General features: G+C 45.0%; 21 protein-coding genes. 13 read left to right on the forward strand and 8 right to left on the reverse strand.

The window, feature by feature from the left end:
- The 4 genes from ACCI49_RS19750 to ACCI49_RS19765 all read left to right on the forward strand — a co-directional run.
- Positions 1-588, forward strand: a 588-nt coding sequence (locus ACCI49_RS19750) for an IS256 family transposase (RefSeq protein WP_371840909.1), incomplete at its 5' end; no start/stop codon positions are given.
- A gap of 51 nt (positions 589-639) precedes the next feature.
- The gene (locus tag ACCI49_RS19755) at positions 640-918 is read left to right on the forward strand and encodes an MAPEG family protein (RefSeq protein ID WP_371840910.1); all 279 of its coding nucleotides are present in this window, start codon (positions 640-642) and stop codon (positions 916-918) included.
- A 224-nt stretch (positions 919-1,142) separates the two neighbouring features.
- Entirely contained in the window at positions 1,143-1,574 is a 432-nt protein-coding gene (locus ACCI49_RS19760) for a GFA family protein (RefSeq protein WP_371840911.1), read from the forward strand.
- A 130-nt stretch (positions 1,575-1,704) separates the two neighbouring features.
- Entirely contained in the window at positions 1,705-2,511 is an 807-nt protein-coding gene (locus ACCI49_RS19765) for an amidohydrolase family protein (protein WP_371840913.1), read from the forward strand.
- Between the two features lie 142 nt (positions 2,512-2,653).
- Here the strand turns inward: ACCI49_RS19765 and hmpA are convergent, their stop codons facing one another.
- Positions 2,654-3,838: an NO-inducible flavohemoprotein gene (gene hmpA, locus ACCI49_RS19770; RefSeq protein ID WP_371840915.1), complete on the reverse strand. Its 1,185-nt coding sequence runs from the start codon at positions 3,836-3,838 to the stop codon at positions 2,654-2,656.
- Between the two features lie 550 nt (positions 3,839-4,388).
- Between hmpA and norR the strand changes: the two genes are divergently transcribed.
- The 4 genes from norR to ACCI49_RS19790 all read left to right on the forward strand — a co-directional run bounded on the left by norR (position 4,389) and on the right by ACCI49_RS19790 (position 7,565).
- Positions 4,389-5,960, forward strand: coding sequence for a nitric oxide reductase transcriptional regulator NorR (gene norR, locus ACCI49_RS19775; RefSeq protein ID WP_371840916.1), 1,572 nt, complete (start codon positions 4,389-4,391; stop codon positions 5,958-5,960).
- A 50-nt stretch (positions 5,961-6,010) separates the two neighbouring features.
- Positions 6,011-6,304: a hypothetical protein gene (locus tag ACCI49_RS19780; protein WP_371840917.1), complete on the forward strand. Its 294-nt coding sequence runs from the start codon at positions 6,011-6,013 to the stop codon at positions 6,302-6,304.
- A 272-nt stretch (positions 6,305-6,576) separates the two neighbouring features.
- On the forward strand, positions 6,577-6,903 hold the full coding sequence (locus tag ACCI49_RS19785; RefSeq protein WP_371840918.1) for a hypothetical protein: 327 nt from the start codon (positions 6,577-6,579) through the stop codon (positions 6,901-6,903).
- 5 nt (positions 6,904-6,908) lie between these two features.
- Positions 6,909-7,565, forward strand: coding sequence for a hypothetical protein (locus tag ACCI49_RS19790; protein WP_371840919.1), 657 nt, complete (start codon positions 6,909-6,911; stop codon positions 7,563-7,565).
- Between the two features lie 165 nt (positions 7,566-7,730).
- Here the strand turns inward: ACCI49_RS19790 and ACCI49_RS19795 are convergent, their stop codons facing one another.
- On the reverse strand, positions 7,731-8,894 hold the full coding sequence (locus ACCI49_RS19795) for an MFS transporter (RefSeq protein ID WP_371840920.1): 1,164 nt from the start codon (positions 8,892-8,894) through the stop codon (positions 7,731-7,733).
- 430 nt (positions 8,895-9,324) lie between these two features.
- A complete protein-coding gene (locus ACCI49_RS19800) occupies positions 9,325-11,502 on the reverse strand; it encodes a heavy metal translocating P-type ATPase (RefSeq protein WP_371840921.1) in 2,178 nt (725 codons plus the stop codon).
- Positions 11,503-11,579: 77 nt separating this feature from the next.
- Here ACCI49_RS19800 and cadR point away from each other — a divergent pair, with 77 nt between their 5' ends.
- The 3 genes from cadR (at position 11,580) to ACCI49_RS19815 (ending at position 13,489) form a co-directional block, all read left to right on the forward strand.
- Positions 11,580-12,008, forward strand: coding sequence for a Cd(II)/Pb(II)-responsive transcriptional regulator (cadR, locus tag ACCI49_RS19805; RefSeq protein WP_371840922.1), 429 nt, complete (start codon positions 11,580-11,582; stop codon positions 12,006-12,008).
- 124 nt (positions 12,009-12,132) lie between these two features.
- Positions 12,133-12,969, forward strand: a complete 837-nt coding sequence (locus ACCI49_RS19810; RefSeq protein WP_371840923.1) for a metallophosphoesterase — start codon at positions 12,133-12,135, stop codon at positions 12,967-12,969.
- 115 nt (positions 12,970-13,084) lie between these two features.
- Positions 13,085-13,489, forward strand: coding sequence for an acyl-CoA thioesterase (locus tag ACCI49_RS19815; protein ID WP_371840924.1), 405 nt, complete (start codon positions 13,085-13,087; stop codon positions 13,487-13,489).
- 43 nt (positions 13,490-13,532) lie between these two features.
- Here ACCI49_RS19815 and ACCI49_RS19820 read toward each other — a convergent pair whose 3' ends face one another.
- Positions 13,533-14,423, reverse strand: a complete 891-nt coding sequence (locus ACCI49_RS19820; RefSeq protein ID WP_371840925.1) for a LysR family transcriptional regulator — start codon at positions 14,421-14,423, stop codon at positions 13,533-13,535.
- A 115-nt stretch (positions 14,424-14,538) separates the two neighbouring features.
- On the opposite strand from ACCI49_RS19820, the gene ACCI49_RS19825 reads away from it, so the two are divergent.
- Positions 14,539-15,276: an SDR family oxidoreductase gene (locus tag ACCI49_RS19825; RefSeq protein ID WP_371840926.1), complete on the forward strand. Its 738-nt coding sequence runs from the start codon at positions 14,539-14,541 to the stop codon at positions 15,274-15,276.
- A gap of 92 nt (positions 15,277-15,368) precedes the next feature.
- Here the strand turns inward: ACCI49_RS19825 and ACCI49_RS19830 are convergent, their stop codons facing one another.
- From ACCI49_RS19830 to ACCI49_RS19840, 3 genes are read right to left on the reverse strand one after another with little or no spacing between them, the layout of a single operon-like run.
- Entirely contained in the window at positions 15,369-16,691 is a 1,323-nt protein-coding gene (locus tag ACCI49_RS19830; RefSeq protein ID WP_371840927.1) for a phenylacetate--CoA ligase family protein, read from the reverse strand.
- A gap of 20 nt (positions 16,692-16,711) precedes the next feature.
- Positions 16,712-17,569, reverse strand: a complete 858-nt coding sequence (locus tag ACCI49_RS19835) for a TauD/TfdA dioxygenase family protein (protein WP_371840929.1) — start codon at positions 17,567-17,569, stop codon at positions 16,712-16,714.
- Complete coding sequence (locus ACCI49_RS19840) at positions 17,566-18,987, reverse strand: aromatic amino acid ammonia-lyase (RefSeq protein ID WP_371840931.1); 1,422 nt, start codon at positions 18,985-18,987, stop codon at positions 17,566-17,568. The genes ACCI49_RS19835 and ACCI49_RS19840 overlap by 4 nt, the downstream gene beginning before the upstream one ends.
- A gap of 185 nt (positions 18,988-19,172) precedes the next feature.
- Between ACCI49_RS19840 and ACCI49_RS19845 the strand changes: the two genes are divergently transcribed.
- Positions 19,173-20,024, forward strand: a complete 852-nt coding sequence (locus ACCI49_RS19845) for a LysR family transcriptional regulator (protein ID WP_371840932.1) — start codon at positions 19,173-19,175, stop codon at positions 20,022-20,024.
- A gap of 166 nt (positions 20,025-20,190) precedes the next feature.
- Here ACCI49_RS19845 and ACCI49_RS19850 read toward each other — a convergent pair whose 3' ends face one another.
- Entirely contained in the window at positions 20,191-20,439 is a 249-nt protein-coding gene (locus tag ACCI49_RS19850; RefSeq protein ID WP_371840933.1) for a cupin domain-containing protein, read from the reverse strand.
- Between the last annotated feature and the right edge of the window lie 125 nt (positions 20,440-20,564).

Here is a 20,564-nt window from a genome sequence, read left to right on the forward strand (position 1 = left end):
CACTGGCTGGGTGTTCTAACCGATCTTTATAATCGTGGGGTCAAAGATATCCTGATTGCTTGTGTCGATGGCCTGCAGGGCTTCCCCGAAGCCATAGAGAGCATCTACCCCAAGACCGAGATCCAGCACTGCATCATCCACCAGATCCGCAATTCCATGAAGTATGTGGCTTCAAAAAATCAGAAGGCCTTTATGGCTGATCTGAAGTGCGTCTATAAAGCGGCAACGCTCAATGCTGCTGAGAGTGCCCTGAATGAACTGGAGGCTAAGTGGGGAGATCAATACCCGATGGTGATCAAGTCGTGGCGCGGCAAATGGCCAACCCTCTCGACCTACTTCAAATACCCGGAGTACGTCCGTACCCCGATCTATACCACTAATGCAGTTGAAGCTGTACACCGGCAGTTCCGCAAGTTGACCAAGACCAAAGGCGGCTTCAGCAATGAGAATAGCTTACTGAAGCTTCTGTACGCCGGTATACTAAAAGCTTCCGAGCGCTGGACGCACCCGATCCAAAATTGGAATCTGACACTGTCACAACTGACGATCCACTTTCCAGATCGTTTGGAAAAATACATCAGCTTATGAGGCTACTTGGCTGACACAGAGTTTTGAACACCCTCGCCAGTCGGCACTCAAATGTCGAAACTTCCGCCAAGAGTTCGCTGGAAAGCGGATAATTACAATCATCTACTGGAACAGCCTACTGTCTTCTATGCCATTGTGCTTTCTCTAACTTTCCTTGATGGAGCTACAGAGGTGAATATTATTGCTTCTTGGCTGTATGTTGGATTGCGGATACTTCATAGTCTTGTCCAGGTCTTGTGGAATAAGATTGAAATTCGTTTTGTTATTTTCTTTTTATCCAATATTCCGTTATTTATTTTAGCTTTCAACGCGGCAAAAATAGCATTCTAAAGGAAAAAGAAAAATAGGTGGTTTGAACAAGATTTTTACTAAGGCCGGTTGCTACTTCTGCTAGATCATTATTCTTTTTAGCTGCATATAAAATAATCTATTTGAGTTGTGCTTACACTTTGGATAAATCAATTTAACAAATAAAGTGGTAAATAGTATCAAAGGATATATTTAATTGAATTTTCCCGATTAATTGCGGTGCTACATGTATACAGGTAAATTATATGATTGATGATAATGCAATTTCAGTCGGCGGTTGTTTATGTGGAGCTGTACGATACGAGGTGAAAGGGCCGCTGCGAAACGTAGTAAACTGTCATTGTGGTATGTGTCAAAAGCTGCATGGAAACTTTGGTCCCCACACAAAAGCTCGCAAAGTTAATATTAAGATAACAAAAGATGATGGGTTAGCTTGGTATAAAACATCAGACATTGCTCGCAGGGGGTTCTGCCGGGAGTGTGGCTCAGGGCTCTTTTGGGAGCCGTATGAGCTTGATGCAACTGGAATTATTGCTGGATCATTGGATGGCCCAACCGGGTTGAAAACGATGGGGCATATATTTGTCAGCGAAAAGTCTGATTTTTACGATATTGAGGATAAATACCCTCAGTTTCAAGAGTCATCAAATGGCCAATTAGTTAACGACTATAAATAGGCAGATATTGTAACTATGAATGATGTGGTTTAGTACTTTTACCGCGCTACAAGCTTTGTAGGATTATGCAAGGAAGCATTGGCCTCCATAGAACGTTTAATAGCAAGTCTAATATAAGGGAGCTGCTACTATGACGACAGTAATTGATGTATGGGCTCAGCATCCAACAGAGCGTTTTCTTGCTGAGCCCTTCTTAGATACATTGAAGAGGTGGACACGACAAGACTTTAAAGAATTGCCTCTGGAGTGGACATTGCTGGCGATGGAATCAGCGAATGTCTCCAAGGCGCTTATCTCTGCTTGGCATGGTCCTAGTGGAGCACTGATTAGTAATGAAGAAGTTCTTGCAATAACCTCGACTCACCCAGACAAATTTTCTGGGCTTGCCTCAGTTGATTTGAGAAACCCCATAGTGGCAGTTCAAGAGTTACGTAAATATGTCTGTGAACATGGCTTTAAAGGCTTGCGCATCGTGCAGTGGCTGTGGGAGCTTCCATGTACGCACCCCCTATATTATCCACTGTATGCCGCTTGCGTTGAGCTGGATGTGCCCGTTTGTTTGCAAGTTGGGCTCACAGGCCCCTTACGCAGTTCTGAATCCGGTCGGCCTATTCATATCGAAAGAGTAGCGCTTGACTTCCCAGATTTGAAGATAGTTTGTGGTCATATAGGTTATCCTTGGCATAACGAGATGATCGCTTTCGCCACCAAGTTTCCAAATGTGTATATAGATACTTCTGCATATAAACCTAAGCGATACCCCAAAGAGTTGGTTTCATTTATGAAGGCCCATGGCAAGAATAAAGTGATGTTTGGCACTAACTACCCGATGCTGACACCGGAAGCTTGCATGAAAGAGATGCATCTGTTGGAGCTGGATGAAGAAGTGTCGGAGTTTTTTTTGTATAAGAATGCTGAGAGAGTTTTTAAGCTTTAGTCTGTCCGCTCTAATGACGTCGGCTTTTCAAGACTTCACCTGGCGGTAGCCTGCCTGGTTAGCGGGTCCCAATAGATGAAGCCATTGTAAGCAATCGTATAGTTTAGAATGCAAAAGTGATTTTATGCTTTACTTTTATTTTCTATATATCACTATGCGGACCAAACACTTCATAAAATATCCTACCGGAATCAACTCCTAGCTCCATAAGTTGTTCCTTAATATTCTTCATGAAACCTGTTGGGCCGCATAAATAGAAATCGCCCTGGGTAATGGGTAGCTGTTCCCGGACAAAATCCAGATGCATAAGTCCGGAAAATCTGTCTCCTTTAGCGCCTGAAGCATACCAGTAGTAGTGTTTTAGGTTTGAATTGACTGAAGATAGTTCCGCAAGTCGTTTCTTGAACGAGTGTTGCTCTTCTTTCTCGCAGGCATGCAAGAAAGTAATTTTCCTGTCTGGCTCCTTTTCATGTATGGATTCCAGCATGGAGAGCAAAGGAGTTAGGCCAACACCGGCAGAAATCAATACAATTGGCTTTATTGAGACATTAAGGAAGAAGGCGCCGCTTGGTGGGTAGGCCTCCAGGATATCCCCAACCTCCACACTTTCATGTAAGTAAGAAGAGACGATACCATCTCTTGGCTGGCTTTCTCTTTTTACACTGATTCTATAGGTTGTACCGTTGGGTTTGTTGGAGAGTGAATATTGGCGGATCTCAAGGTATTCATGTTTGGGAGGTTTTACCTGAATTCCCAGGTATTGGCCAGGCTGGTAATCAATTACATTATTTCCATCCTCTGGCTTTAAGACAAAGCTGGTAACCAGCTCAGACTCAACGGTTTTATCCTCAACAATAAACTGCCTGGGGCCATGCCAGCCGCCGAAGGTGCTTCTTGAGAAGTCATAGAGTTCATGTTCTCGTCCTATTAATAACTTCGCAAATAGGTCATAAGCCCTTCGCCAAGCATCAATAACTTCGGAGGTGAATGTATCAGGCATAATCTCCATGAGAGTGGCAAGTAAATGCTCTCCTACGACTTTGTATTGCTCAGGCTGAATAAAATAGCTGGTATGCTTTTGAGCAACCCTTTCAATTAAAGGAGTCAGAGTTGGGAGATTGTCAATATTCTTTGAGAAAGTTGATATTGCACTGAAGAGGGCAAATGGCTGTTTACCACTCTCCTGATTGCTCATATTGAATATGTTTTTTAACTCGGGATTGCAAGAAAACATTCTGCTGTAGAAATACTTTGTGATATCTACGCCTGCACTATCGAGTACTGGACTTGTGGCTTTAACAATTTTGATTTCTCTAGATGTCAACATGATTTGCTCCTATATACACCTAACGGAAAATTTATCGTGGACAATCCGAAACAGAGGCATTAGTCCAATGCCTGCAAAAAAATGCTGATAGTTACGTTCAGCCAATGAGTGAGAAAGCGGCTACTTATCTCACCTCTAAAGAGAGGCTATATTGTGCGACGCAGCGGCTTATGTATCCGATTTTTATTAGTGTTGCGCTGATCACCATAAAGATATGGCCGGCGACCTGTGCCGGAAGGGAGAAATAGTGAGACATGGGGTAGCAGATAACGACAGTTACTATCAAAAAAAGAACTGATAGTAGAAGGGTAAGATTGCCAGCTTTTAGCAAAAGTTCGAAGCGTCTGCGCAGGACAGGGTTTTCAGTGTCGAGCATTTTTAATCTCTATGGCAATTTTGGTCTCGCTGTATAACCAGCAAGCGCCATGCCAAAAATAAAAATGCTTAAAAATCAATATGATAGGAGGGGCTACGGTTTGCTCGTGTCATTATGACTTATTGATTTTGTGTGTCATAATGACACAAATGAATCATATGGACCTTTGCATGTATGACAGATATAAACGCCAACCTCCTATTGGAAGTAGCACTGGATCTGGCTAATAGCCTTAACAACAGTGATCGCTTTGAACGCCTCCTCTCTACTATCCGCAAAGCTATTAAGTGTGATGCTGTGGCCCTACTGGGGTTAAATGAGAACGTGCTTACCCCCCTGGCAGTACAAGGGCTTGCCAGAAGAACGCTTGGCCGCCGTTTTGTAGTCAGTGAACATCCTCGCCTCGCCCAGATCTGTGCCTCGGAAAATCCGGTTCGCTTCCCATCAGATTGTAATTTGCCAGATCCTTTTGATGGCTTGCTACTGGATAGGGAAGGAGACTTGCCGGTGCACTCTTGCATGGGTTTGCCCTTGTATTCTGATAACCACTTGGTGGGCTTGCTAACTCTCGATAGCATGGCTTCAGATGCTTATGGCCGAATTAGTGGCAGGACCCTTGAGTTGATAGCAGCCCTGTCTGCAGCAACACTAAAAACAGCTCTGGAGTTAAAAGAGCTTTCTCTTTCTGCGGAACATGCAGAACAGTTGGTAAAAGAACTTACACAGGAGGCTTTTCTAAGAGATGGTGGGGAGCTCATTGGAGAGAGCCAAGTCATGAAAGCCCTGCGTAGCGATATTGAGTTGGTAGCAGGTTCCGACTACAACGTCCTGATCCTTGGTGAGACAGGTGTTGGTAAGGAGTTAGTGGCTCGTACTGTACACAGGCTCTCAACTCGTAGGGAAAAGCCACTTGTATACCTCAATTGTGCATCCTTAACGGAGACTTTGGCTGAGGCGGAGCTTTTTGGACATGCCAAAGGCGCTTTCACTGGGGCAGATCGCGAGCGGCCAGGTAAGTTTTTGCTGGCTAATGGCGGGACTATCTTCCTTGATGAAGTGGGCGAGTTGCCCTTGGCGGTACAGAGCAAACTGTTGAGGGTGCTGCAAAGTGGTGAAATCCAGCCGGTTGGTAAAGATACGGTCCAGCATGTGGATGTGCGCATCGTAGCCGCAACAAACCGGGAGTTATTGAAGGAGATTGAAGATGGGGGCTTTAGAGCTGATTTGTATCATCGCTTATCCGTATACCCCTTAGAGGTGCCCCCGTTATCGCGAAGAGAGAATGATGTCCTATTACTTGCGGACTACTTTCTGGAGAAGTCTTGCAGAAAACTTGGCTTTCGTCAGCTAAAATTGTCGGCAGAAGCCTCCCGTAAGCTAAAGCGCTATGGGTGGCCGGGGAACGTAAGGGAGTTGGAGCACATCATTAGCCGTGCTGCGCTAAAAGCTAGAAAGGGCTCATCTCCTTCAGAAATCGTGTCACTTTCTGCGGTGCATATAGAGATTCCTGACGATACCGTAACGCAGGCAGAGCGTGAGAAACCGATTCAACCACCACTTGAGGTAGTGAGCCTCAGGTCTGCAACTGAAGATTACCAGCGTGAACTTATAAAGCATATGTTAGCCGAGTGTGATGGAAAATGGAGCCAGGCTGCGAAATTACTTTCTACAGATAGAGGAAATTTGGTCCGCCTTGCAAAGCGACTAGGTATCTATATTAAGAAAGAGATCGTAGAAAGGAAGTGATGTTGCTTTGTATAATAGATAATTCACCCGGCTACCACAAAGAGATGCGTATGAACAAGGATGTTAAGTTTTCAATCACAATTTCTGCTCTCACCTTATTGATTGGATTAGTTGTCTTTACCTATAACTGGGTTATTGTAGGTGGGGGTTGGGAATATTTTGGTGTTTTCCTGTTTCCAGGTAATCTTGTATTATCTCTGTTTACTGAAGAGATAGATTTTTGGCCAAAATTTCTTTTACAAATGAGCGGCCAATTTGTAGTGGCTTTTTCTGTTGCTTACTTTGCAAGAAGAGTGCTGAAGATTGTTATTAACTTAGTACATAAGCACTACCTGAAGAGTTAAATCTCAGAGGGCGCTACCTAAATAAAAAATGTAACTTAAGATACCCTTGCTCATTCAGGGGTAGTTAGTACTACAGAGTTAATTGTATTCTTAAGCAAGAAGTTTTTTTGAAAAAGCCACTAATTGTAGTGATAATGTCTTCCTTTGCTTTCGTGGTTGCTGCCATTGATTTGCTTGCACGCTGGAAAAGCAATAGAAACTAGGGGTGGCGGGAGCAAAAGCCTGATTTTTCTTATGGTTGTCTGTCAACAATTCTCTGAAAGGGGGAAGTGATGAATCTAGAGCTAAGAAAAAGTCTACCTTTTATTTTTTTGGTTTCTATTTCTGTCTCGTGGGGATTTTACTATGGTACGAATACCAAGCTGAATGATTTTGGCAATGCAAATCATGAATGGCTTTTTTTAACTGATGCCTTGTTCACACTCCCTTTGTTATGCCTTGTAAGTGTAAGAAACAAGAAGCAAGCATTAGCAAAAGCGGCTGCATACATCTGTATTGCCATTCTGGTTGGCAGTTTTATTATTCCAGAGGAGAGTAAGTTTCTTTGGGTGTATTTAGAGTCTGGTCGATATCTAGTACTGGGTGCTTTGTCCTGGTAGAGATAATGGCGATTATAACCATGATTGTGGCAATTAAGAAAGCTTTCAAAAGGCAGGAAGATCCTGATGTCGCCATTGAAGAGTCAGTTCAGAAATATGCTGGCAGAGGAGTCCTTTCCAAAATTATAACTTTTGAGACTAGAGTATGGATGTTTGCTTTCTGGGCGAAGTCTATTTGCTTTCATAGATATCGAGGCGATAGGTATTTCAGTTACCATTTAAAAGATGGTGCCCAAAGTACAGCGCTTGGCTTTATTTGTTTAATATTGCTGGAGCTACCAATAGTTCATACAGTAGTTCATTTTATTTGGTCTCCCATGGCCGCAAATATTGTTAGCTTGTTAAGTGTTTTGGGCTTGCTTTTTTTAGTCGCCGATTACCGATCCATGTCGAGACGCCCAATATCAATAACATCAGAAGAAGTAATTATCCGTTTTGGGATTTTCAACAGTAAAAAAATCTCTCTAGGCGATATCTTATATGTTGATGAAAGTCATGGATATATTAAAAGACAAGAGAATGTCAAACGTTACAACTATTCGGCCAACCCAAATGTTGTTATTGGCTTGAAGCAAGATGGCTTGTCTTTTCAGCGGGTTTATGTGGGGCTTGACCAACCGAAACGTTTTATAGATTATATCAGAGATATGCGCGTACGATAATATTGGTTCAAAGTGGTGAATACTAATTGGTTCCAATTGAGTATTTGGGGTTCAAAGGGTACTTTTTCCGAATCTTGTGATTAAAGTGTTTGAAAATGGTATGACCCATTTTGGCATGATCAGGAATTAAATTCTTGTTGACTTAAGCCATTTAAATAGAGAAGGTTAAAACTGGTATTTCTTCAAGAGAATAGAGATGGTAAAAAGAGCAAAAAAGGAAAATCCCAAGGATAAGGGCAGAAACTGTTGGATGGGAATTTCAAAGTATCCCTGAATAAAGCTGTACATTGCCGAAGTGAAGGCAAAAGAGAACGTTAATAATGCTGATGCCATGCCCTGTCCCTCCTTTATTTCAGCCATGGCAAAACTACTGGAGAGCGGATTCAAGAATCCGATGATATAACAAGTTCCGTAAAGTGCAATTAGGGTGGCAGTTGGACTTGAGTGATGGAAAATATATAGAAGTAGGCTGACCGGTAACAGCGATGTCAGAATAATTCTTGTGAAGGGAAGCCTTGGTGAATTAATGACTTTTCGAAAAGTAGCAATTCCAATAATATAGAATACACTTAGACCAAAGGCTAATAGGTTTACTTGGAGATATGTTAGGTTTGTATGGGGTTTGAGAATGTTATGGAAGTTTCCAATGATTGTTTGTAAAATCAACGCATATCCAACCCCGGTTGAAAGCATATTTAAAAGGCAGCTCCTGGTGGAAATATATTTTAGCCAAACATGCAAAACACATCTGATATTAGTTAGTGGTTGGTAATCTCCTCTCAGTGCATATTGAGAAAAGAATAGTGTAGTTAATTCAATTATCATCATTATGTAATACGCGTATCTCCAGTTGGAGGGAATCATAGATCTTGCTAGAGTGAAAGACAGTATGGGTGCGACTATGATCGCCAAGGAGAGTATGGCTGTACGCTTTTTGATATGCTCGGGATTATGAGAGTGGCGTAGCATCACAGATCGTCCGATGGATGAATAGCATCCTGTACCGCTACCAACCAAAACACATCCCAGATAAAATACTGTCACCTCTTGAGCATTGGCAAGTAAAGCCAAGCCAGCGATAGAAGTTAATTGGGCGTATTTTAAGATACGATACGCTCCAAAGATATCGGATAGCATACTCAACAGAATTGCTGACAAGGAAAATAAGAAATAGAGTAGGCTGATACCTAAGTGCAAAGTGCCAGTTTTTACCTGCAGAGAGGATGCAATGGCGCTGGTCAGCGGCATTGTGAGCATTAAAGTCATATACCCCACTATGGCTAGAGCATAAGACAAAAAATGTAAGCTGGGTTCAGGTCTGCTATGCAAAGGTTCTCTATATCTCTTGAAATAGAATGGAGGAAATTTTCAAAATAGATTTAGTGGGATATCCTTAGTATTGGCTCAATATACTGGCTGCAAGATGTCAGTCCTCTAGTGATACCTCCCCACAATTTTGCGGAAGCTACTCAGATCTCATGGTTCATGATCTTTAGAATAGCAAAATGATCAGGGGAAAAATTACTTCCCCATTTATAATCCGCCAACTGGTTATTGGCGACGGAGAATATAAAGCGGCAATTCCCTCTATTGAGGGAATCTCTGAATAATTCCATGATGATTCTGGCCTTCAGAGCGGCTCACAATTAAGGCGCGGCTTTGCTGGAATGTCTAGACCTTAAAAAAGCAGTAACGCAGAGTGTGAATCGCTTTGAAGGCCCCGCAGTGACATTACGGAATTCTTCAGAGTTTCCTTAGGTCACTTCTGCATCAACCTCAATCCATTAAATACAACCAGCAGACTGGTACCCATATCCGCAAACACTGCCATCCACATGGTAGCTTCTCCAGCAAAGGCGAGGATAAGGAATATCGCTTTGATGCCGAGAGCAAGGACAATATTTTGCCAAAGTATATGGGCTGTGGTGCGTGACAAGCGGATAAAACCAGCAATTTTGCCAAGATTGTCATCCATTAAGGCAACATCGGCAGTTTCTATAGCGGTGTCTGTACCTGTAGCTCCCATTGCAAAGCCGATATCGGCTCGCGCCAGCGCCGGTGCATCATTAATACCGTCCCCAACCATACCAACTCTGCCATGACCGGCCAGGAACCCCACCTGCTGAAGTTTATCTTCTGGAAGCAGGTTGCCTTCGGCTCGATCGATGCCTACTTCGCGGGCGATGACGTCAGCAGTATGTTGGTTATCACCGGTTAACATTAGGGTTTTCACCCCTAATTCGTGGAGTTCTTCAATGGCTTTTCGACTGGACTCTTTGACGGTGTCGGCAACTGCGAACAAGGCCATCACTCCGGATTCTCCCACCAGCATAACGACTGTTTTGCCCTGGGATTCAAGTTTGCTAAGTAGCTGTTCAAGATCCGGGCTACAGACCCTAAGCTCTTCTACCAAACGGTGATTCCCCAGATAGTACCCCATATTGGCTATTTCGCCGCGAACACCCCGGCCGGCTAGGGCTTCAAAAGCCTCAACTTCATGTAGCTTTGCGCTTTCTGCGCTGAGATATTCTGCGACGGCTTTTGAGACAGGATGATCAGAGCGTGAGGCCAGGCTGGCAGCTATAGTTCTGATTTCGCCAAGTTCAGTTCCAGACCAGGGTTCGAAGTCGGTTACTTCGGGTTTGCCATGGGTAATGGTGCCGGTCTTATCTAGTGCAATCCAACGCAGGCGACGACCTTGCTCGAGATAGGCACCGCCCTTAATCAGGGTGCCGTGGCGGGTTGCTGCCGCTAGACCACTGACAATGGTGACCGGAGTCGCGATTACCAGTGCGCAGGGGCAGGCGATTACCAGTAATACCAGAGACCTGTATATCCACTCCATCCAGGCGCCGCCGAAAAAGAGTGGGGGTATTAACGCTGTGGCTAAGGCTACGGCAAACACGAGGGGGGTGTACCAGCGGGCAAATTGGTCGACAAAGCGCTGTGTCGGCGCGCGGCTTCCTTGGGCCTCCTCTACCGCATGAATAATCCGGGCCAGGACAGCATCATTAGCGGCAGCGGTTACTTTGTATTCGAGCGCGCCAGATTCATTAATGGTTCCCGCAAAAAGTTCATTACCGGTTGTCTTGTCTACAGGCAAGCTTTCCCCGGTAATTGGGGCCTGGTTAACTGCGGAGTTGCCTTTTAAAACCTCCCCATCAAGGGCGATACGCTCGCCAGGTCTTACCCTGACAATGGCTCCTAAAGGTACCTCTTTTGCGCCGATCTCACGCCAACTTCCATCATCCTGCCGTACAGTGGCTGTTTCCGGGGTTAGGCTCAGTAGCTCCCGGATGGCATTTCGAGCGCGGTCCAAAGATTTTGCTTCAATCAGTTCTGCCAGGGTAAATAACACCATTACCATGGCCGCTTCTGGCCAGTGCCCAATTAATATGGCGCCAGTGACCGCAATTGACATGAGCGCATTCATGTTCAGATTGAGGTTCTTAAGCGCTATCCACCCTTTTTTGTAGGTGGAGAGGCCGCCGCCAGCAATGGCAGCCAGAGCCAAAACAAATACTAACCAGGTATTACCGCCTTGCAGCCAATACGCCAATTCTGATGCCAGAGCTGCAACGGCTGCGGCACCAAGCAACCACCAATTGGCCTTAGCGGCTGGAGGGGCACCCTCGGTATCTTCTTCGGTAGCCAGCCTGGCATCCAGGTCGAGTGGCGTTAATACATCCAGGATCATCTGCTCCATGCCAGGTGCATGGCCGACCGTCAGGATTCGCTGTACCAGATTGAAGTCAAGACTGTAGATACCTTGGATACTTGAGAGTTTGGCGCGTATCAGGCTTTCTTCGGTTGGGCAATCCATCTTGCCAATGGAGAACAGGGAGGATTCTCCTTCTTTATTGACTGTACTATTACCGGGTCTTTCGAGTGGCTCTGTGGGCTTTTCACAACCACAGCCAGTATCGCGTCTTTCCATGGTCAATTCTCGGATAGCTCATCGGGTGAGCCAGTATTACAATCCCTCTAGTAACTATAGAGTCAAGGGGATGCTGCATGTCCTACAGGATTGGCGAAGCTGCCAAGCGGGCTGGCTGTAAAGTAGAGACGGTGCGCTACTACGAGCAGGCAGGTTTATTGCCTGAACCGGCGCGGACCGAGGGTAATTTTCGGCTTTATTCTGAGGCTCACTTGGAGCAACTGCGGTTTATTCGCCACTGTCGCTCGTTGGATATGCCATTGGAAGATATTCGGAATCTGCTCGAGCTAAAAGCACAACCAATAGAAAATTGTGCAGAAATCAACGAATTGATAGATGAGCAAATCCGGCGTGTTGAAGAGCAAATGGCATTACTGATACAACTTCGCCGGAGCTTACAGGAGCTACGCGGCCAGTGTATTGGCCCTGAAGTTACTGGAACCTGTGAGATTATTCGGGGGTTGAGCGATTGTCAGTGTCACGGTGGGGCAGATTCCACAGTTTGAGAAGCTTGAAGTCAGGATAAATTCTGTTTCTTTGAGAACCCTCCTATCAAAATCTCCTCAAGACTAATATAAGGCTCTGTAGCCTGAATGGTTTCAGGTGTGAGTAAACTACTGGGCATTTCCCTTGAGTAAGCTTCGTATCACTTCCACATTAATTTTGATTATCGGTCTCGCCCTCACTATTTGGGCATTTTTCCTGGAGCCAAATAGTTTCAGGATTCGGGAGCAGACAATCACCATTGATTCATGGCCCAAAGCCTGTAACAACAAGAAGGTGGCTATCCTTGCGGATTTACATGTGGGGGCACCTTACAAGGGATTAGACAGCCTTCGGGAGCTTGTCGAAAAGGTAAACAATAGCCAGCCAGATTTGATCCTGTTACCTGGCGATTTTGTTGTACACGGGGTTGTTGGTGGCTCTTTTGTTTCCCCGGAAAAGGCCGCTGAGGTACTGCAGGATTTAAAAGCACCTATGGGTGTTTTCGCTGTGCTGGGGAATCACGATTGGTGGCTCGATGCGAAGCGAGTGGAACAGGCATTTTTAGACCGAGAGATTGCCGTACTTGAAGATAGGTCGGCAAAGATAAACAGCGGTGAGTGTGAGTTACGCCTGGTAGGCATCAGTGATTTTTGGGAGGGGCCCCATGATGTTGAGAAAGCAATGGGGGCTATTGATGATGGCGAAACCGTTATGGCTTTCACCCACAATCCCGATATCTTTCTACAATTACCCGAGCGTATTTCACTAACCATAGCCGGACACACCCATGGAGGTCAGGTTTATCTACCATTTATTGGGCGCCCGATAGTACCTTCGAGTTATGGGCAGCGTTATGCGATAGGCCATATTGTGGAAGGTGGTAAAAATCTGTATGTGAGCCCTGGAGTTGGGACCAGCATTTTACCTGTACGATTTCTGGTTCCGCCGGAAGTAACACTCTTGTCAATTTCTAGTAACTAAGCACAAGTAAATGCGGCCTGCAGACTGATGAATTTGGTAATTCTGTTTGGCGGGAATAGAGCGGGCATCCTGTCATACAATAGCGGCTCTGCTATAGGCTTTTAGGATTGGCTAAATGATAACCGTTAAGCGCAGGGTATTGTTCGGAGATTGCGACCCCGCGGGTATTGTATACACACCAAGATATTCCGACTTTGCTCTGGAGGCAACTCATGATGCGATGGCAGCCCTGCTTGACGGTCCAGCCATTACAAGAATGAAGCAACTAGGCTTTATAACTCCTGTGAGGGCATTCAACTTGGAATTCCTAACTCCCGTGACTTGGGATCAGGAGCTAAAAATCCAGGTTTCTGTTTCAGATATTGGCAACCATTCTTTTAGCTTCCGGCTCGAGGCTTTTTTGGAGGGTGGAGTACTCGCTTTTACCGCTAACATCACCTATGTCACTTTATCGACCTCTGATAAGGTGAAGATCTCACTGCCGGGACACCTCAGGGAGATCTTGGTTCAGGCGGGCTGAGCGAATGGGCTATAGACTAGGGTAGCGGCTATTGAAGTCGTGGTTAAACACTCCACTCGAAGAGGCCTTTTTCCTCATTGAGGAAATCGAGTAAAGCCGCAAGCTTTTTAGGTTTGTTCAAACCGGTTCTGTAAACGGCATGGATGTTCATTGGCGGTACATGCCATTCGGGAAGCACTTTTACCAGCTGGCCTCCAGCCAACTCCTCAACAATATTGTTAATTGGCAATTGGGCGATCCCAAGCCCATTCAAAGTTGCATTCTTCAATGCCTGAATGTTAGCGCAAAAGAAATTACCGTTTACGGATAAGTTGATGGTTGCCCCCCCAGACGTCAGTGTCCATTCCGATTCCCCCGGATTGAACTGAAACCGAAGACAGTTGTGACCTGCTAGCTCTTCAGGTAGTTGGGGTGCTCCATGAATTGCCAAGTACTCGGGGTTGGCCACCAGGACTCTGGTTGAGTAGCCGAGCTTGCGGCTTATTAAGCGATCATCCTGGATTTCACCCACTCTGAAAGCCAGGTCGATTCCCTGGGCAAATAGATCTTCGAAATCATAGGTAAGGTTGAGGGAAATCGTAATTTTGGGCCAGCGCTTTAAAAATGGGGGCAAGACCTTTTGTGAGAGAAACTCTCCAAGAGCGGGTGGGGCAGAAACTTTAAGGAGCCCTTGCACCTGTTGCTCCATAACCAACACATCGTGCTGCAGGGCTTTAAAGTCTTCCACCAATTGAAGTGCTCGCTCATAAGCAATAGCACCGACTTCAGTTAACTCAACCCGACGGGTTGAGCGGTCCAGTAACTTCGCTTTCAGGTGGGACTCCAACCGGGATATTTCCTTGCTGACTGTGGATTTCGGCAGACCCAACTGCTCAGCCACAAGTGTGAGATTGAGAGCCTTACTGACCTGTACAAATACCGATAGGGTTCTCAAACTTATCGTTTCTAAATCGCGAACATTCATTTTCAAATTGGGTAATTGTTCATTTATGGGTGGATAATAGAATGGCTTCGTCTTCGAAACAACATGATTCACAGGAGATTCAACCATGTCGAATGAACGAATTGCACTAGTTACTGGCTCTAATCGCGGTATTGGTCTGGAAGTTACCAAACAGCTCTCTGACCGAGGAGTCAAGGTAATTCTGTCTGGCCGCAACCAGGAGAAGCTTCAAGAGGTGAAAGCGGCCTGGACGGGTAAGGTGGCCCCGCTGGATACCATTGAACTGGATATCACCAAGGCAAACGATAGGGCGCGAGCAGCACAAAAAATTGCTGAGCAGTATGGCCGACTGGATATCCTAGTAAACAATGCCGGTGTGATTGTGGAAGGAGAATGGGCTCAGAATAACAGTGAGACTGTCTCCCAAGATGATCTGCAAACCACCTTCGATATCAACTTGTTTGCTCAAATTGGCCTCACGCAGGAACTACTGCCACTACTCAAGAGGAGTAAGGCTGGACGTATTGTAAACGTTAGTAGCATCTTGGGTTCCCTGGCAGTAAATGCCGATGTTGAATCCGGCTGGAGTGCGGTAAAACCTTTTGCTTACAACGCATCTAAAGCCGCATTAAATATGTTTACAGTTTCCCTGAGCCAGAGCCTTGCGGATACCAATATCAAGGTCAACAGTGCACACCCCGGTTGGGTTAAAACCGACCTGGGTACCAGCGCGGCGCCAATGGAAGTTACCGACGGAGCTTCGACGGTTGTAGACCTGGCCCTGATCGATAGCGATGGTCCCAGCGGGCAGTTTGTCCACCTCGGTGAAGAGCAACCTTGGTAAGCTGGTATCGCAATACCAATAGCCTAATTGCTAGCTACCCCTTCACATAGTGAAAGGGTAGCTGGATGTATGCCCCATTTAAGTCGGGAAACCTATCTGCGATCAATGATTTTTTTAACCTTGCCAGATTTTTTACTAATTTCCCCTGGCTGTAAAATTTCTATATTAATTCTTGAGGTCGCTTCGAGGCCCAGGAAAATCATACGAAGAGTTACATCTGAGCCGGTCAGGTTGCTGTAAAACAGCTGCGTTAAATGCTCTTTTCCCTGTTCATCGACAGTATCTCTTGCTTCAATTTTGAACGTCAAATGATCATGTCCGTCGACTTTCTCGATAATACAGTGGTAAAAGGAACTGAGACCAGGAGTAGCCGTAATGGTGTTTTCCAGCGCAATCGGGTAGACATTGCCACCGTTGATGGTGAACATATTATCGCGACGCCCTTTGATGGGACCCAAATAGGTGCCGGGATGGCCACACTCACAGGGACCTTTGTGCATCTCCACCAGATCGTGTGTGTTATAGCGTATCAGTGGAAAGGCTTCACGTTGCAGTGCGGTTATCACTAATTCCCCCGTAACGCCATCTTCACACGGTTCCCCGGTATCAGGGTCAATAACCTCTACATGAAAGAAATCTTCCCAGACATGCAAGTTATGGTACTGGCATTCACTCGCTACTAATCCAAACTCAGTATTTGCATACATATTAATCAACTTGGAGTTGAATAATTTTTCATAATGGCTGCGAAAATCTTCGGAGAATAATTCACCCACCATAAATATGTTGCGAACGTTCAAGGACGCTGGTGATATATCTTTTTCCTGGCAGTGACGTTCCAGCCTTGGTAACAAAGAGGGTAGGCAAACTATATAATTCAGTTTATCTCTCTGCAGGCTTTGGAGCTGATGATCAATTCCCAGAAATGAATCTGCGGGAATAGTGAGGCCAAAAATTTCCCCAGCTGCATGGCAGATCATGCCGCTGGGCCAAGGGCCATAGGTCATTGCACACAAACACTTATCGAATGGTTCGACGCCCGCGAACAAGTAACTGCGAGCTTGTGAGGTAACGGCATTCTCTATATCTCTGCGAGTATAGGGCACTCGTTTTGGGGTGCCTGTGCTGCCTGAGGTGTGGCAATAGCGAATAATATCATTAAAAGCCATACTAACAGTCGACATAGACTTCGAAAAAATTTCCGAGCTTATAACCGGTAGCTGGTGCAAATCTGCACAACTTTGAATTGTCTTGATCTCAATATTATTTTGCTCGAGTAATTCGCGGTAATAATTCGATTTAGCAAAGGCTTCCCGTAGCAGTCTCCTGATTTGATTATCTTTAAATACCTGCTGTTCAATCTCAGACTGACTATTTATGTTCTGAAAATCGGTCAGTAGTTTGTTGTAGTTCATAAAATGCACTAGCTAGCTATTTATAGATATTTAACAGGTTGTTCTGCAGAGAAATGCACACGGTGTAATTCTCGCCGCCGATTGTAGTCATTAACGGCATAATGTAGGACTTGGTGATTGTTCCAAATCACCAGGGTGCCTGGACGCCATTGTACTCGGCAATTAAATTCCGGTTTCTCGATGTGCTGAAACAGATAATTTAACAAGCCCATGCTTTCCTCGCGTGTCATACCCTCAAACTGCGAGGTGGTGGTTCGATTCAGGTAGAGAAAAGGCTTGCCAGTTACAGGGTTTTTGCAGACTGCTGGATGTATAGCAGATTCCAGTGGCATCAGTTTTAGTGCCCGCTCTATACCTGACTCATCCCCATCTGAACCTTCCATCAACTTTGTTAACGGTTGCTTTTTAAGCATTAATTCTGTGGTGTGTATCACATTGAGGGATTTAACTACCTGCTGCATTGTGGTTGACAGGCTATCATAAGCAAGCGTTGAGCTTGTGAAAAGGGTATCGCCCCCCCTCGGGGGAATATCAATCCCGTACAAGGCGATACCTTTTACCGGATTCGAGTAATATCCCTGGTCATGGTGCCAGATTCCTCCGGTATTTTTCTTTTCACCGGCTTCTTTAATGATTTTGGCAACTTGTGGATAGTCCTCTGAGTGGCCTTGAAAAAAGAAATAATTTTTTTGAAGCTCACCAAATAAGCTGCAAAAATTGACAAATGCTCGAGTATCCAGGTCCATATCCCTGACAACCAATAGCTCGTGCTCATGCCATAAGTTTTGCAGTGTTACTCCTGTACTTTGGTCCATATCAGCTAGTTCTTTAGCTGAGACCTCAATGCCGAAATTGCCTGTTAAATAGTTAAAATTCATAAAATGCTCTCTACCTGGACTGTTGTAAATTGTGACCAGTTCGTCAACTTTAGTGCATCGGGTAAACCGCCTGTTGAGCGCATCATTGCGGCTCTAGCTGAGCAAAAGATTGCTGCACGGACAATTTCCCTGAGCGTATCCAGCTGGTCGTTTACATTGTTGAGTGCAGCCATTCCACAGGGGACGAGGTCCTGATTGTTTCCTTCACACGAGAAACTCATCTGGCGTACAGGAGTTGACCTTGCTTTTATTTCCTGGAAAAGAGCTGACGTTAGCTGGTGAATTCCTTTACAGTGATTGAATGATTCAACACATAAATTGTCCGGCAGCCCTCCATTTAAGCGATGGTCCATTAAAATCAATATTTGTCGATCAAGCATTTCAGCCAGGCGATGAATAATTTCCTGCATAAACTCAGCGGAGGCCGCCAATCCAATCGCATAGAATAATCCGCCATGCCATGGACCGGACTCAAGTATTAGAGGGTTATCGGCAACGGCCAGGGCTTCTGAGCGGATTTTAGCTTCGGAGTAATCCAACAAGTCAAGACAGTGCCCCAATATTTGCGGCGCACAGCGAACAGAATATCGAGCTTGTAATAGAGTTTTCTCACCTTCGATAATCTTTGGCGATTGCAGGTAATCGCGTCGCAGTTGTGCCAGTAGGTGACCGGCCTGTGCGTAGCTGGTGTGTACCTCTCCGTGGTTTAATCCCTCTGTGAAATGCTCATCACCAGCGCCTATGGCCAATGACATCAGCGCTACAGATTTGAAGCAGTCTCTCAATAATTTCCTCAACTGATAATCATGCTCAATAGCCCACGAAGCCATCATGGCGTTGGTATTCACTAGGCCGATCACATCACGGGGGCCTCTAGGACCCTGTTCGAATAGTGGGGATATGGCGTGAGCCATGGAAATCAGATCACCGCTGGCACCCAGACTGCCTTTTCGAGGGACTCTGGGAAGTGTTTCACTGTTTGCTAGTTTGAGAAGTGCTTGGTAAGTAGAAGGGTGGATACCAGACAAGCCATGAGCCGTTTTTCGAGCTTGTAGTTTTAATGCACGTCTGACTACCGATTTCGGTAGCGGTGCCCCAATTCCAACACGTAAATATTCCAGAAGATTGATTTGAGTATCTTTCCAGTGATTTGGGTCTAGACGATTACGTTCATTTTCACCATAGCTGGTGTGTAGTCCATATATAGGGTTATCACTATCGCTAATCTGATCCTGTAGTAGCGCATAAGAGTGTTTAACCTTGGAAATATCTTTTTCGCTTGCAGTAAGCGGGTTGTGCAGATATCCCCATTCATACCAAGCCTGTAGTGGAAAAGTTACAACTGAACTGAAGCTCGTCTCAGAGGATTCCGTATTGCTGTCCACTGCCGGGGGATAGCTGAGAGATGATGTAGGCACTCTGACTCCGGATTAAAAAATTTAAATAAAATGGAGCGGATGAAATTAGCATGTCGATAGATAGATAGAAAATAGAAGTAAACGCTGGTTGTCATAGGTAATATCTATGGCAACCGATTGTATGACATTGTAGACTCAGTATCTGGTTACTTTTTTAGGTTAAGTGGTTAAATAAGTTACGATCTATGTTTCCACACGCTGATGAACTAAATTACTTTATTGAAGTTGCGAAAACTAAAAATATATCCAGGGCTGCAGAAAGGTTAGGGATTCGGCAGCCGAGTTTAAGTGCGGCCATTAAAAGGTTGGAAAGACAGCTGGGTACAGAGGTGATAATACGGCAAAAAACTGGCGTACAACTTTCTCGTGCTGGGCTGAGATTGTTAAAAAGTGCTCAACAGCTCTTGGATGACTGGGACGAGGTAAAGTATTCTGCGCTGCGTGAAAATAAAGAGGCCGTTGGTCACTTCACCATCGGCTGTCACAGTTCCATTTCACTGCACATGTTACCTGATAGCCTGCCGACATTTATCGCAGAAAATCCGGGTATTGAATTGAGCTTTCAGCATGCACTGTCTAGAGAGATTGTCGAGGCAGTGATAAGCTGGAAAATCGATATCGGTATTGTAGTAAACCCTGTATCTCACCCTGACCTGGTGATCAAGCACCTTTGTCACGATGTGGTGAGTTTTTGGCAAAACCATGAAAAAATAAAATCTAAAGATGTACTGATATATGATCCAGCGCTGATGCAGACGGATTGGCTACTGAAAGCCATTGCTGAAAGAAATAAATATAAACAATATATAAGGTCTTCTAGTCACGAGCTGATCACAAAAATGACATTAGAAGGAGCTGGCGTTGGTATTATTCCTGGTCGAGTTGCGCAGACACTCGGAAGGAACCAGCTTGAATGGGTTAGTGAAGACCAACCAGGCTTTAAAGATGAAATTTGTTTGGTGTATCGGCGTGAGATAACACATAGTCTAGGCGCTGAGAAACTAATTAAAGAATTTAAGCTTTCTAATTATAAATAATTCGCTTATTGGGCATAAGCTGAGCTCTCTGTTAATTTTCCTCCTGGCCGCTCTTAAAAACTGTAGTGGGAATGCCCTTTACTCCTGAGTAGAAGATAATAAGACTGACTGGTTCATTACCCTCATTACGCCCATAATGCCACTTGTCAGTTACCTCGATATATGCCTACCCCTCATCCAGGGTTAAGGTTTCTTTTCGATCTATAAGGGTAACCTTCAATGAACCCTTTAAAACATACACTCCATTGAGTACAGGATGCTTGTGGACTGGAAGGCGTGCACCTGGGGCGATTGTTACTTCTACGATACTGAGTTCTGGTTGTCCGGCTGCAGGGCTAGGTAAGGTATCGCCAGCCCAGTCTTTGGTAGATGCAACAAGGGTCTTAAATTTTACTCCTTTGACTTCTTCTTGCAGATAAGCACCTAGTGGTCCATGCGGAAAGTAATGTAACTAATGGAGAATTGTCCGTATAATGTATCTTCTATGCGTACACCTAAACCTTTTCAAGTTTCTGATAATGAAGCGTCCATTCTGAACGA

This window comes from Microbulbifer epialgicus (assembly GCF_041447265.1).
Classification (GTDB): domain Bacteria; phylum Pseudomonadota; class Gammaproteobacteria; order Pseudomonadales; family Cellvibrionaceae; genus Microbulbifer; species Microbulbifer epialgicus.